Below are 12,864 nucleotides of genomic sequence, written 5' to 3'. Positions count from 1 at the left end.
GTTTCAGCGCAGCAGGTACGGCATGCTCACGGTGACGGCGCCGGTGGGGCAGCGGGCCGCGCACGGCCCGCAGTACCAGCACTCGTCGACGTGCATGTACGCCTTTCCGTTGTCGGGATTGATCGCCAGCGAGTCCAGCGGGCAGATCTCCACACAGAGCGTGCATCCCTGGATGCACAGCGATTCATCGATCGTCACGGGGACATCGGCGCGCTGACCGACCAGAGCCATTCAGATCAACCTCCAATCGGGGCTGTCGATGGGGCGAACAAGGCTGCCGCGCATGGTGATTCGATCACCGCGCAGCCGGATGTACTCGAGATCGACCGGGCGGCCGTCCTCGAGCTTCGTGAGCCGTTCGAGCAGCAGCAGCGCGCCGCCCTCGGGAACTTGCAGGGTGGCCGCCGAATGGGCGTCGGCGGTGATGGCCTCCAGCACCAGATCCGCCGAGCCGAGCGGGCGGCCGTCGAGCTGCTCGATCAGCGCGAAGATGTCGTTGGTCTCCAGATCACGGGCGAGCACCTGATCGCCGATGTCGGGTACCAGGTAGGTCAGGTCCAGGCTCAGCGGCAGGTCGCCGAGGTAGCGCAGGCGCTCCAGGTACACCGCCGGTTCGCCGGGCTCCAGCCGCAGCCGGCGCGCCACCGCGGGCGGCGGGGCGATCCGGCGGGCGGCGCGCACCTCGTTGCGGACCTCGCCGTGCTCGCGCAGCGTTTCCTTCAGGCCGCGCAGCGCGTCCAGGCCGTGGTCGTACTTGCGCTGGGCGACATGGGTGCCCACCTTGGGAGCCCGCTCGATCAGGCCCTCGTCCTTCAGCAGGGCCAGCGCGTCGCGGACCGTATTGCGCGAGACGTCGAATTCGGTTGCCAGCTCCGATTCGCCGGGCAGCGCGCGGTCGAAGGCGCCGGTATGGATTTGCTGGCGCAGTACGTCGGCGACCTGGCGGGCGCGGTCCGCGCGGCGCGATGGCTGCGGCGTCACCTCGTCTCCTTTCGCCGTTTGACCTGCGATAAGTGACTGTAACGGGGGTCCGCGGCCGGGCCGGGCGATCGCTTCCGGGCGGTAGTGGTGACGTCGGTTATCCGCCGCCTGAGGAGTGCGGCGTACTGCTCGAATCACCGTGATTCCAGCCATTACGCCACCTGGGTCGGCTGCGGCCGGAGTTCGAATCAGGGTGAGTCAAATGGATGCAGACCACCTGGTCTGGCATCCTCGATACATGGGATGTTAGCTTTGATGGCATGTCCTCCAGCCGACCGAATGCCGCCCAGGTCACCTATGTGACCGTCGCGCTCGGTGTGCGGCTGCCGCGGCAGCGGGAGCTGTGTTGCTCCCTGCCGCGCAGCTGAGAACCGCCGCTCTCGTTTCCGAGCCGGGCCCTTCTCGCTGCCTTGTTGCTGTTCTCGTTCCACCTGTCCCGGGCATACCCGGGACCACAGCAAGGATCCGCACATGACGAGCCCCACCCTCGAGCGACAGTCCACACAGTCTCTCTCCACCCGGGTCGCCGCCCCCCGCCCGGCCGTCCCGCCCGAACTCCGCATCGCCGACAACCCGGCGGCCGCGGTGCTCCGGGCCGCTACCCGCGGCCCCATCTTCCGCGATACCGCCGCGCAGACAACGGGTTTGAGCATAGCGACGGTGAACCGACAGGTCTCCGCGCTGCTTTCGGCCGGGCTGTTGCGGGAACGGGCCGACCTCACCGCATCCGGCGCCGTCGGGCGTCCGCGGGTGCCCTTCGAGGTCGACACCGACACCTACGCCACCCTCGGTGTGCACATCGGCGCCACGGTGACTCGTATCATCGCCGCCGATCTGTCGGGGCGCATTCTCGGCGGGCTGGAAATCGCCACGCCGCAGGCCGGGCAGGAGGCCGCGCTCACCATCATCGCCCGCAGTGCCAAGGCGTTCCTCGACCGGCTGCCGCGGCGGCGGCCGCTGTGGACCGGTGTGGCGCTGGCCGGGCGGGTCGATCCGGCCGCCGGGGTCGTCGATCATCCGCGGTTGGAGTGGCGCGCCGCGCCGGTGGCCGCGGTGTTCAGCACCGTGCTGGATCTGCCGGTCTCGGTGTCCGCGCACGTGGAGGCGATGGCCGCCGCGGAACTGCTGCTCGGCCCCGGGGAGGAGCAGCGGCCCGCCTCGAGCCTGTACGTGTACGCCCGTGAGACCGCGGGCGTCGCCGTGACTCTGCACGATCGGGTGCATACGCCGACCAACGGTCCCGGTTCCATCGCGCACCTGCCCACCGGCTCGGATGTGGAATGCCAGTGCGGCCGGCGCGGCTGCTTGGAGGCCACGGTCGGGGAGGCGGCGCTGCTGAGTCGTGCGGAGCGGGCGGGCATCGTGCCCAAGCGCGAGGCGCCGCGGCGTCCGGTGATCGGCGACCTGTACCGGGCCGCCGAGTCCGGGTCGGCGCCGGCGCGTGAGCTGCTGCTCGAGCGGGCCGAAATCCTCGGCCACACAGCGGCTCTCGTGCGGGACATGTTCAATCCGGACCGGGTAGTGCTGGGCGGGCAGGCATTCACGGGCTACCGTCCCGGAATCGACCACGTCGTGCGCGCTTTCACCCAGGGCACCACGCTTCCCCCGGCCGACCTCCGCATCAGCCGTTTCGGTGGTCGCGTCCAGGAACACGCCGCCGCCGTCACCGCCCTGAGCGTCTTCTACGCCGACCCCCTCTCCGCCATGCGCCGCAGCATCCGCACCACGCGCTGAGGGGTTCTTCCCTTCATCCCGGCCAAAAGCGTGCCGGGATGAAGGGAATGGTGAAGTCGCCGTGCGCGCTGAGGTGGGAATGTGTGCAGTCGCGTGCGCGCCGGGATGAAGAGGATGTGTGCAGTCTCGTGCGCGGGAGTGTGGCTCGTCGCTATGTCCGTGGGGTGGGGTGTGTTCAGCGGGTTAGGGTGCGGGCGGCGGTGTTGCGGGCTGTGATGCCTGCTCGGGTGGTGGGGACCAGGAGTTTGGAGGCGAGTAGGAAGGCTCGTTGTTTGGGGCGCACCAGGGTTCGGTGTCGGTGTTCGTAGCGGTGTAGGGCGGCGGGGAGGTTGTCGGGGGTGGCGGACAGTTCGGTGGCGAGGGTGTGGGCGCCGGCGATGGCGAGGGTGGAGCCGTCGCCGAACAGGGAGAGGCTCGAGCCCGCGTCGCCGAGGAGGGTGATGCGGCCGGTGGTCCAGTGCGGCAGCCGGACTCGGCTCACGGAGTCGAAGAACAGGTCGTCGGCGGTGCGGACCTCGTCGAGGTAGTTCGCGAAGGGGCCGAGGGTGCCGGCGAACGCCTCGTCCACCAGGCGCTTGTGCAGGTCCGTGGCGCGGTGGTCGAATCCGGCCGCGGCGGACCGGCGGAACATGAACGCTGCCAGCGGTTTGCCGCGGTTCGGATGCACACTGAACGCGCGGCCCGGCGCGTTCAGCATCACGACCTCGCGCTCGTCGCCGATCGCCCGGTGCACGGGAAGCGTGGCGACGTACATCCCCATGTGCCGGACGAACTCCGACTCGGGGCCGAAGGCCAGCCGCCGCACCGTGGAGTGCAAGCCGTCGGCGCCGACCACCAGGTCGAAGTGCTCGTCGGCCGCGTGCTCGAAACGCACGTCCACGCCGTCGGGCGTCGGGGTGAGTGCCGTGATCGTGTCGCCCCAGCGGATCTCGGCCGCGTCCCGGGCCGCCGACAGCAGCGTCGCCGCCAGCTCGGCGCGCGGCACCTCCACCTCCCGGTCGCCGCCCGAACTCTGGAACGTCCGCAGGCTCAACCCGGCCCGCCGCCGCCCGGCCGCATCGACGAAGGTCAGCCGATCGACCGCCGAGGCGACCTCGCGCAGTCGCGGCATGATGCCCATGCGCTCCACCACGTCCACTGCCGGTCCGCGCACGTCGACGGGATTGCCGCTGGACCGCTCCCCGGCCGCCCGCTCCACCACCGTGACGCGGAAACCATTGCGGGACAGCCAGTATGCCGCCGTGGACCCGGCCACACCGGCACCGGAAATCAGCACGCTCTTGCTCATCATGTCGTCCTCCGGACGGGTCCTCGGGTTAAGCGGACGAATTTCGTCCACATCGCCACGCTACACTAAGTGGAAGAAATTCGTCCAGTTCTCTCCGGGAGGTGACGGCCATGGCCGATCAATTGCGGGCCGACGCGCGCAGCAACCGCGACCAGATCCTGGCGGCGGCCCAGATCGTGTTCCGGGAACAGGGCGTCGATGTTCCGATGAAGGAGATCGCCGATCAGGCCGGCGTCGGCGTGGGCACGCTGTACCGCCGCTTCCCGGATCGTGGCGCGTTGATCAGCGCGGCGGCGCAGGCGTATATGCAGGCGCTGGCGGACCTCGCCGCCACGGCCGCGCGGGAGGAGGACGGCGCCTGGCAGGCGCTGCGGCGATTTCTGCGCGAATGCGCCGAGTTGCGGCTGGGCGCCACGGCCGCGGCGATCGAACCGGCCCTGCACGCCGATATCCGGGCCGATCCGAACCTCACCGACATTCGCGCGAGCGTTGCCGAGCAGGTCGCCCGGCTCACCGCGCAGGCGCAGGTCGACGGGGAACTGCGCACCGATGTGGATGCCCAGGACATGGCGCGCCTGATGACGGTGCAAATCTACGCGCGCCCGGACGAGTCGTACGAGCGGGCCGTGCGCCGGACGATGGACATCGTGCTGGACGGCCTGCGCGCCCGGTAGTGTGCTGCGGTGACCGAAGGACCGAGAACGCGCAGGCGCGATCGAACCGGAATCGGCCGCCGCCTGCTGCTGCGGGGCGCGCTGGCGCTACCGCTCGCGGCGTGCGCCGAGACCGACGCGAACACCACCACTCCCACGCGCACCGACCCGGTCTCCGGCACCCGCGTCGACCCGGCGGCGGCCGAGGAGTTCTTCGCCGGTCTGGAGCGGAAATACGATGCGCGCCTGGGTGTTTACGCGCTGGCGACCGGTACCGCGGTGGCGCTGGCGTATCACGCTGACGACCGGTTCGCGTTCTGCTCGACGTTCAAGATGCCCGCGGTGGCGGCGGTGCTGGAGCAGCGCGCGCTGTCCTATCTCGACACCGTCGTCCGATACACGCGGGCGGACGTGAACTCGATTTCGCCGATCACGCAGGACCACATCGAGACCGGCATGACCGTGCGCGAACTCTGCGACGCCGCAATCAGATACAGCGACGGCACGGCCGGAAATCTGCTGATGCGCGATATCGGCGGCCCCGCGCAGCTCACCGGCTATCTGCGCAGTCTCGGTGACACCGTCGGCCGCATGGACCAGTACGAACCCGAACTCAACAGCGACCCACCCGGCGATCCCCGCGACACCACCACACCGCGCGCGATCGCGGGCGTCTACCAGCAGATCGTGCTGCGTAACGCCTTGCCGCCGGAAAAGCAGGCGCTGGTGCGGGAATGGCTGCAGCGCAGCACGACCGGTGCGAACACCATCCGCGCCGGCGTGCCGGGCGACTGGACCGTGGCGAACAAGACCGGGCACGGCGACTACGGACGGGCCAACGATATCGCCGTGGTGTGGCCGCCCGCTTCCGCGCCGCTGGTCCTCGCGGTCATGACCGACCGCGCCGGATTCGACGCCGCGCCGCCGTACGCCATGATCGCCGAGGTCGCGAAATACGTTGCGGCCCAGCTGCATCGGTGAGGGGTCAGCGGCCGCCCGCGAACAAACCTTCCAGCGCGGTGATGAAATAGGGGAAGTGCCCGGCGAATCGGTGCAGATTCTGATCGCGGTCGAAACCGCCGAACCAGTACAGCCCGGGCTGCCGGTCGGCGGCGGGGTTCAGGTCGCGGAAGGTGCGAATCCAGTTGTCGGCGCGGCCGCCGACGACGGTGAACGGCAGCGCGCGGGAGAACACCAGCTCGCGATCGGCGGGCGGCACCCGGTCGGCGGTCAGGGCGTCCAGCCCGCGCTGCAGCGCGCGCACCCGGCCCGCCAGCTCGCGGCCCGCGGCGGTGCGCACCGGCAGATAGCGCGGCAGCAGCAGCGCCGCGACCCCGCCGAGGGCGATCGCGACACCCACCAGCGCGTGCCCGCCGCTGATCGCCAGCGCGATCGTCGTCGCGACACCGGCCACCACCAGCACCACGCCCAGCCAGAACGCGGGACCGCGGCGGGTCCGATCGATGAGTGTGCCGCGCGCCAGAGCATCGTCCCGCAGCGCCGCGCGCACCGGCTCGCCGCTGATCCGTCCCGCGCCGCGCAACTCCGACACCAGCACCGACTCGGCGCCGTCGGGGAGCAGGGCGCGGTAGACCGCCTTCTCGTAGTCGCGCAGTTGATCGTCCGCCGGATTGACACGGTTGATCCGCCAGTCCGAGTCGCCGACCGGCGTGACCCACAGGTAGCGCCGCACCGCCAGATCCACCACGGTGGCGGCCAGGTCGCCCGGATCGGCGGACCCGTCCAGCAGCAGCCCCGCCTCGCCCGGTAGCACGCCCTCCGGCGAGGCGAACTGCACCTGATTGCCGTTGTGCTGCACCGGTTCCAGCGTGTCCTGCCCGGCCAGCGCCGCGGCGTCTTGGCGGCGCGACCACGCCACGAAACCACCGGCCGCGGCGAGCGCCGCCAGCAGCACCCCGAACGCGACGAGCACCGGCGCGGTGATAGCGAACGCGCTGGGTTCGTCGCCGGTGATGTCGGCGTTGGCGGGCACGGTGCCCGGCGGCATCTGCAGGGTGAGGTCGATCAGGTCGCCCTTGTTCAGGCCCTCCTTGTAAAGAGTCAGCACGCCGTCCGGCTCCACCCGCACGTCGGCACACGGCTGGGCGCTGCCCGCCGGGCCGATCTTGCAGTCGACGATGCCCATCTCGTAGCTCGGGCTGATCACCGACGCGGTGATCGAGGCGACGTCGGTGTTGAGCACCCCGCTCCAGCGGAACAGCTGGGTGCCGGCCGCGTCGTTGACCGTGTTGTGTACGACGTACCGATACGACGATTCGCCGGGCTGCGCGTCGATACTGAACCGGTCGCCCTCGACCTTGGCGGTGCCCGAGCCGGTGGCGGACACGTCGGTGACGCTGAAGCGCCGTTCCCCCTTGTCCTTCAGCGCGACCCGCAGCGGCACGGCCATGTGGAACTGGCCCCCCGGCGGCACCTTGACCGTCTCGGCCACCTCGAGCAAGCCCTGCTCGCTGAGTTTGATGTCGGCATTGATCGTCACCCCGTCGACCGGCTCCTGCGCCTGGGCCGCGGGTACGGCGGCGAAAGCTCCCGCCAGAACCAGCAACAGAGCGCCCAGGGCGCCCCCCCGAAAGATCAGCATGGGGCCTTAGCTTAGACAGCTTGCTATCCTGCGTCAGCGGCTGTCGAGACGGGAAGAACCAGGGGGCACGGGGGAGTGAGTCAACCACCCTACGGATACGGGCCGGTGCCGCCCGCCGGTCGGCCGGGGCCGCCACCCTATGGGCCGCCGCCCGGTTATCCGCAGCCTCGCTATGCACCGCCGCCCGGTTACGGCCCGCCGCCGGGTTATCCACCGCACGGGTATCCGCCACCGGGATACGCTGCGCCACCGCCGGTTTCGGGTTATCGGCCGCCATTGCCGCCTCCACCGCCGTACGGTCCGCCGGGGCGTCCGCCGCAGCGCAAACGTGGCGGCGGACCGGGTGTGTTCCTGATCGTTCTGATCCTCATCGTCACCAGTGGGCTGGTGCGCACGGCCATCCGCACGGGCGTGCACGTCGCCCACTCCGGCGACCAGCCGAGCTACACCTATGCTCCCACCACTGGGAAAAATGCGCCCGGCGCGACCGGGATCGCGGCGACCGACGCCAATCCGCTGTTGTCCGACCCGGGTTCGCCGCTGAGCCCCGCGCGGTGCGGGTACGCGCCGTGGAGCACGCAGGTCGACGCTGCGCGCAAGTTCTTCGAGAGCGCGGCGGGATGCCTGGAGCAGGCGTGGCGGCCGGTGCTGTCGGCGGCGAACCTGTCGTTCACGCCGCCGAAGCTCAGCGTCACCGCCACCACGGCCGGCATCAGCACCCCCTGCACCGGCAGCAGCAGCAATTTCGCGGCCTTCTACTGCGGCGCGAACCAGACCATCTACATGCCGATCAGCCAGTTGCAGACGGCGATGTTCAAGGACCACTGGGAGATCTACCTGTCGGTGTTCGCGCACGAGTACGGGCATCACGTGCAGGCCCAGTCGGGAATTCTGCTGGAGGCCAACAAACAGCGGCGCGAGGCGGGCACCAGCAGCGCCCGCGGCTTGGAGCTCTCGCGCCGGGTCGAGTTGCAGGCCAACTGTTTCGACGGCATGTTCCTCGCCGCCACCGCGGGCGGCGGCTCGCTGACCTCGACGCAGGCCGGCAATACCCGCGAGGACGCGTACGGCCGCGGCGACGCCGCCGGTGATATGCGCGACCACGGTTCGGCGCAGCACATGGGCGACTGGTGGAGCACGGGCTTCGAGAAGAACCAGACCTCTCAGTGCAATACGTTCAAAGCCCCTGCGAGCCAGGTGAGTTGATGCGGTTATGACCCAGCCTCCCGGATACCCGCCGCCCGGCTCGCAGCCGCCGGGCCGCCCGCCCTACGGACCGCCGCCGGGGTACGGACCGCCGCCCGGATACGGACCGCCGCCGGGGTATGGTCCGCCGCCCGGGTACGGTCCGCCGCCGGGATACGGCGCGCGTCCGCCGTACGGTCCGCCGCCCGGGCCGCGCCCGCCCTATGGACCGCCGCTGCCGCCGCCGGGCTACTACGGGCGGCCTTACCCGCCGCCGAGGTCGGGCGGCGGGGGAGCGGTCGGCGCGGTGCTGGCGGTGCTGCTGGTGTTCGGTGTGGTCGGCGCTCTGGTCGTGTTCGCCACCGTCAACTCCGGTAGCAGTCATTCGTCGAAGTATTCCTACGACACACCCAGCTACACCTACGCGCCGCCGAGCTACACCACCTCGGCCAGTGCGCCGACCACGACGGCGTCGACCAGCGCGGCGACCACCTCGCGGTCGGCCTCCAGTACCCGCACCGCCACGACGTCGTCGAAACCCGCTGGGCCGCAACCGGTCAACGCGACCGGCGACAACCCGCTGTTCCGCGACGCCGACTCCGGACTGGTCAACATCGAGTGCGGCTATCCGCGCTGGGGCGCCACGGTGGCCGCGGCGCAGGCCTTCTTCGAAGCGGCCCGGACCTGCCTGGACAACATGTGGAAGCCGGTGTTGCAGGGCGCGGGGCTGCCGTTCTCCAGCCCCACCATCTCCGTCCCGGCGCGCTCGTCGAATGCCAGTTCGCCGTGCACCAGTTCGGGCGGCAACTTCGCCGCCTTCTACTGCTCGACCAACCACACCATCTATATGCCGCTCGATACCATTCAGGTCGAGGACTACGGCGACGATTCGGTGATCTACCTGACCGTCTTCGCCCACGAGTACGGCCACCACGTGGAGGCGATCAGCGGCGTGCTGGGCAAGGCGCACCGCGACCGCTACGACGCGGGCCCGACTTCCGCACGGGGACTGGAGCTTTCGCGTCGGGCGGAGCTGGGCGCACAGTGCTTCGGCGGGATGTTCATCGGCTCGTCCAACCACGTCGGGACGATCAGCCTGGACCAGGCGCAGCGCACCATCCGCGACAACTATTCCCGCGGTGACGGCAATGGCGACACCAGAGACCATGGCAGCAAACAGCATTACGGCTCCTGGTACGAGCACGGCTACATCAACAACCGCACCCAGAAGTGCAACACCTGGACGGCCCCGTCGTCCGACGTGTCCTGAAACCCCGACTCTCGTCATCCCGGCCAAAAGCACGCCGGGATGACGAGAGTCGGGGAGTATGCCGGGATGACGAGAGTCGGGAGCATGCGGGGATGGCGAGGATCAGGGGCGTACGTCGGGATGACGAGGATCGGGGACGTACGCCGGGATGACGGGGCGGGGAAGCGCGCGGATGACGAGGGGTGGGGCGGGTTTCAGTTCTGTTCGCGTAGGCGGGACAGCCAGCGGGCTGTCTCGTCGGGGTCGGGGAGTTCGCCGCCCATGATGTCGAGTACCGCGTGGCCGACGCAGGCGGCGCCGAGTACGCGGTCGGCGATGGCCTCGGCGTCGCCCCAGGGTAGGTAGGGCTTGGCGATCAGTAGCGAGACGATGCCGTGGGCGGCCGCCCACAGCTCCAGTACCACCGGTAGCGGGTCGCCGGGTGCGATCGTCCCGGCGTCCATGGCCTCCCGCACGGTGTCGGCGAATCGCCGGAACACGCCACTACCCATCACCAGGTCGACCGCGCGCGGGCTGTCGGCCGAGGAGCCCGCGGTGGCGACCCGGTACTGGCCCGGATGTTTCAGGGCGAAGCGCACATACGCCATGCCCTGATCGCGCATCCGGGTGATCGGCGACTGTGCGGGATCGGTGGCCGCGGCGACGGCGGCGTCCAGATTCTCGAAGACCTGCGCCACGGCTGCGTCGATGAGCGCGTCCTTGTCGGCGAAGTGCCGGTAGATCGAGGGCGCGCTCACCCCGACCAGCTTGCTCACCTCGCGGATGGACACCGTGTCGGCACTTCCGGTGCGCGCCAGCAGTTCCCGAGTGGCCTCGAGAATCTCCTCGCGCAGCCGGGCGCCGGTGCCGCGGGCCGACCGCGGGCGTCGCGGGCACATCATGTCCGGCCCGCGGGTTCGGGTTCGGGGGCGGCGGTGCGCGGCTCGGGCGCCTCCTCGGACAGGCCGAACCGGCTGTGCAGCCGGGCCAGCGGCGCGGGCGCCCACCAATTGGCCCGGCCCATCAGTTTCATCAGCGCCGGTACGAGCAGGCCGCGGATGATGGTGGCGTCGGCGAGCACGGTCAGGGTGAGCCCCAGACCGAACATCTGCATGAATGACACTTTCGCGGTAGCCATGGCGCCCAACACGATAGCCATCAGGAGCGCGGCGGCGGTGACGATCCGGCCGGTGCGTGCCACGCCCAGCGCCACCGAGCGCACGTTGTCGGCGGTGGTGCGACCGGAGGCCAGCCACGCCTCCCGGATCCGGGACAGCAGGAAGACCTCGTAGTCCATCGACATTCCGAAGGCCAGGCAGAACATCAGGATGGGCATCGTCGCCACCAGGTAGCCGGTCGGGGTGAAGCCCAGCAGCCCCGACAGATGCCCCTCCTGGAAGATCCAGACCATCATCCCGAACATCGCACTCAGCGAAAGAGTGTTGAGCACCAGGGCTTTCAACGGGAGCACCACGCTGCCCGTGAACAGGAACAGCACGATGAAAGTGGACAGCGCGATCAACGCCACCGCCAGCGGCAGTCGGGCGCCCAGCGCGTGCAGGGTGTCGGCGTTGATCGCCGCGCCGCCGCCGAACAGCGCCGGGGCGGGCGCGGGCACGTCCCGCAACTGCTGGAACTGGTTCTCTCCGTCGGTGGAGTAGGGATTGAATCGCGAAGTGACAGTGAGGTATTGGCCGGTGTCGTTGGCCATGCCGGGCGGCGTCGGGGCGACCCGGGCGCCGGACACGTACACACCCGAGCTGGACAGCACCGCCGACACCCCGTTCACCCGCGACAGCTCCGTGGCGTAGCCGCCGATCGAGGCCGCGTCCCCGTGGTAGCCGTCCAGCACGATCGTCGTGCCGGTGCCCGCGTTGACGGCCGGGAAGTCGCTGCGCAGGACGTCGCCGACGGCCCGGGTCTGCGCGCCGGGCGGCAGCACGCGGTCGTCGGGGTAGCCGAATTTCACGCCCAGGAACGGTGATCCGATGGCCAGCAGCAGCGCGACGATCGCGACGGTCACCGGAACGGCGTGCCGCATCACCCACGTGACCGTGCGATACCAGGCGGAACGCTCCAGCGGTCGCGGCGTCGGCTCCGGACGCCGGAACAGGCGGCGCAGCAGCACCCGCAGATCCCACGCGTTCACCCGGTCGCCCAGCAGGACCAGCACGGCGGGCAGGATCACGATCGACGCCGCGGCCGCCGCCGCCACCACGGCCACGCCCGCGAACGCCACCGACCGCAGGAAGTAGAGGTCGAACACGGCCAGCGCGGCCAGCGCCAGCACCACCGTGAGCGTGGAGTACAGCACCGTGCGCCCGGCGGTCTGCACGGCGCGGACCGCGGCGTCGGCGTGGGTGCGGCCGCCGGCGAGTTCCTCCCGGTAGCGGCTCACGATGAACAGGCTGTAGTCGATGGCGAGCGCCAGGCCCAGCGCCGTGGTCATGTTCAGCGCGTAGATCGATACATCGGAGAACAGCGTGAGCGCCCGCAGGATCGCGAGCGTGCCGACGATCGCGAACAGGCCGATCATCAGCGGCAACGCGGCCGCGACCACACTGCCGAACACCAGCATCAACACGATCGCGGTCAGCGGTATCGCCACGCCCTCGGCGAGGGTGAGGTCCTTGGTGACCTGGGTGTTCACCTCGTGATAGAGCGCCGCCAGGCCGCCCGCCCGCACGGTGACGCCGTCCGGAGTCGCGCCGAACCCCTCGATGACGTCGGCGGCCGTTTTCTGTGCCGCGTCGTCGCCGCCGGTGAGGTAGGCGAGCACCAGCGCGCTCTTGCCGTCCGTGCTGCGCAGTGCGGAGCTGATCTGCGGCGGGCTGTTCCAGTAGGACCGGACGCCGAGGGCGTCGGGGCGGCCCTGCAGATCCGCGGTGATGTCGGTGGCCACCGTGCGGGCGGCGGTGGCGTCGACGCCCTGATCGGAGTGGATCAGCAGCGCCAGATTGGGTTCCGCGCCGCCGAAGTTGTCCGCCAGCAGCCTGGTGACCTGTGACGATTCGGCGTCGTCGGAGGTGAATCCCCCCGCCTTCAGCCGATCGGTGACCGAGGCCCCGAATCCGCCGCACGCCAGCGCCAGCACCAGCGCGGCCAGAAGTATCCGTTTCGGGTGCCGGGTGGCGAGCCGAGCGATTCGGGTCAGCATGGGCGCTCCTCGGTC

The 12,864-nt window shown here is 70.2% G+C and carries 11 protein-coding genes; 5 read left to right on the top strand and 6 right to left on the bottom strand.

What is annotated here, in order from left to right; genetic code table 11:
- Window positions 1–3: 3 nt before the first annotated feature.
- Together ACFMRZ_RS21175 and ACFMRZ_RS21170 are read right to left on the bottom strand one after the other, a co-directional pair.
- Window positions 4–231, bottom strand: coding sequence for a ferredoxin family protein (locus ACFMRZ_RS21175; RefSeq protein WP_400180459.1), 228 nt, complete (start codon window positions 229–231; stop codon window positions 4–6).
- Window positions 232–1,011: a GntR family transcriptional regulator gene (locus ACFMRZ_RS21170; RefSeq protein ID WP_400182928.1), complete on the bottom strand. Its 780-nt coding sequence runs from the start codon at window positions 1,009–1,011 to the stop codon at window positions 232–234. It abuts the gene before it with no gap.
- A gap of 441 nt (window positions 1,012–1,452) precedes the next feature.
- On the opposite strand from ACFMRZ_RS21170, the gene ACFMRZ_RS21165 reads away from it, so the two are divergent.
- Complete coding sequence (locus tag ACFMRZ_RS21165; protein ID WP_400180458.1) at window positions 1,453–2,715, top strand: ROK family protein; 1,263 nt, start codon at window positions 1,453–1,455, stop codon at window positions 2,713–2,715.
- Window positions 2,716–2,890: 175 nt separating this feature from the next.
- Here ACFMRZ_RS21165 and ACFMRZ_RS21160 read toward each other — a convergent pair whose 3' ends face one another.
- Window positions 2,891–4,006, bottom strand: coding sequence for an FAD-dependent oxidoreductase (locus tag ACFMRZ_RS21160; protein ID WP_400180457.1), 1,116 nt, complete (start codon window positions 4,004–4,006; stop codon window positions 2,891–2,893).
- Between the two features lie 107 nt (window positions 4,007–4,113).
- On the opposite strand from ACFMRZ_RS21160, the gene ACFMRZ_RS21155 reads away from it, so the two are divergent.
- Together ACFMRZ_RS21155 and bla are read left to right on the top strand one after the other, a co-directional pair.
- Window positions 4,114–4,677, top strand: a complete 564-nt coding sequence (locus ACFMRZ_RS21155; RefSeq protein WP_400180456.1) for a TetR/AcrR family transcriptional regulator — start codon at window positions 4,114–4,116, stop codon at window positions 4,675–4,677.
- A 9-nt stretch (window positions 4,678–4,686) separates the two neighbouring features.
- The gene (bla, locus tag ACFMRZ_RS21150; protein ID WP_400180455.1) at window positions 4,687–5,637 is read left to right on the top strand and encodes a class A beta-lactamase; all 951 of its coding nucleotides are present in this window, start codon (window positions 4,687–4,689) and stop codon (window positions 5,635–5,637) included.
- A 4-nt stretch (window positions 5,638–5,641) separates the two neighbouring features.
- Here bla and ACFMRZ_RS21145 read toward each other — a convergent pair whose 3' ends face one another.
- Window positions 5,642–7,258: a DUF2207 family protein gene (locus tag ACFMRZ_RS21145; RefSeq protein WP_400180454.1), complete on the bottom strand. Its 1,617-nt coding sequence runs from the start codon at window positions 7,256–7,258 to the stop codon at window positions 5,642–5,644.
- A gap of 345 nt (window positions 7,259–7,603) precedes the next feature.
- Here ACFMRZ_RS21145 and ACFMRZ_RS21140 point away from each other — a divergent pair, with 345 nt between their 5' ends.
- Together ACFMRZ_RS21140 and ACFMRZ_RS21135 are read left to right on the top strand one after the other, a co-directional pair.
- A complete protein-coding gene (locus ACFMRZ_RS21140; RefSeq protein WP_400180453.1) occupies window positions 7,604–8,464 on the top strand; it encodes a neutral zinc metallopeptidase in 861 nt (286 codons plus the stop codon).
- A gap of 7 nt (window positions 8,465–8,471) precedes the next feature.
- On the top strand, window positions 8,472–9,713 hold the full coding sequence (locus tag ACFMRZ_RS21135; RefSeq protein ID WP_400180452.1) for a neutral zinc metallopeptidase: 1,242 nt from the start codon (window positions 8,472–8,474) through the stop codon (window positions 9,711–9,713).
- 194 nt (window positions 9,714–9,907) lie between these two features.
- Here the strand turns inward: ACFMRZ_RS21135 and ACFMRZ_RS21130 are convergent, their stop codons facing one another.
- Together ACFMRZ_RS21130 and ACFMRZ_RS21125 are read right to left on the bottom strand one after the other, a co-directional pair.
- On the bottom strand, window positions 9,908–10,594 hold the full coding sequence (locus ACFMRZ_RS21130) for a TetR/AcrR family transcriptional regulator (RefSeq protein ID WP_280270352.1): 687 nt from the start codon (window positions 10,592–10,594) through the stop codon (window positions 9,908–9,910).
- The gene (locus ACFMRZ_RS21125) at window positions 10,591–12,849 is read right to left on the bottom strand and encodes an MMPL family transporter (RefSeq protein ID WP_400180451.1); all 2,259 of its coding nucleotides are present in this window, start codon (window positions 12,847–12,849) and stop codon (window positions 10,591–10,593) included. The genes ACFMRZ_RS21130 and ACFMRZ_RS21125 overlap by 4 nt, the downstream gene beginning before the upstream one ends.
- Window positions 12,850–12,864: the final 15 nt, after the last annotated feature.

Source organism: Nocardia sp. N2S4-5 (assembly GCF_044628355.1).
In the GTDB taxonomy this organism is placed as follows: domain Bacteria; phylum Actinomycetota; class Actinomycetes; order Mycobacteriales; family Mycobacteriaceae; genus Nocardia; species Nocardia wallacei_B.
Note: the sequence above shows the minus strand (reverse complement) of the source record. Positions and strands in the feature narration are given on the sequence as shown.

Excerpts from the sequence above, each read along its gene's own strand:
- ACFMRZ_RS21160 (WP_400180457.1), bottom strand. The coding sequence starts at position 4,006 with ATGATGAGCAAGAGCGTGCTGATTTCCGGTGCCGGTGTGGCCGGGTCC.
- ACFMRZ_RS21130 (WP_280270352.1), bottom strand. The coding sequence starts at position 10,594 with ATGATGTGCCCGCGACGCCCGCGGTCGGCCCGCGGCACCGGCGCCCGG.
- ACFMRZ_RS21165 (WP_400180458.1), top strand. The coding sequence starts at position 1,453 with ATGACGAGCCCCACCCTCGAGCGACAGTCCACACAGTCTCTCTCCACC.
- ACFMRZ_RS21175 (WP_400180459.1), bottom strand. The coding sequence starts at position 231 with ATGGCTCTGGTCGGTCAGCGCGCCGATGTCCCCGTGACGATCGATGAA.
- ACFMRZ_RS21135 (WP_400180452.1), top strand. The coding sequence starts at position 8,472 with ATGACCCAGCCTCCCGGATACCCGCCGCCCGGCTCGCAGCCGCCGGGC.
- ACFMRZ_RS21155 (WP_400180456.1), top strand. The coding sequence starts at position 4,114 with ATGGCCGATCAATTGCGGGCCGACGCGCGCAGCAACCGCGACCAGATC.
- ACFMRZ_RS21125 (WP_400180451.1), bottom strand. The coding sequence starts at position 12,849 with ATGCTGACCCGAATCGCTCGGCTCGCCACCCGGCACCCGAAACGGATA.
- ACFMRZ_RS21145 (WP_400180454.1), bottom strand. The coding sequence starts at position 7,258 with ATGCTGATCTTTCGGGGGGGCGCCCTGGGCGCTCTGTTGCTGGTTCTG.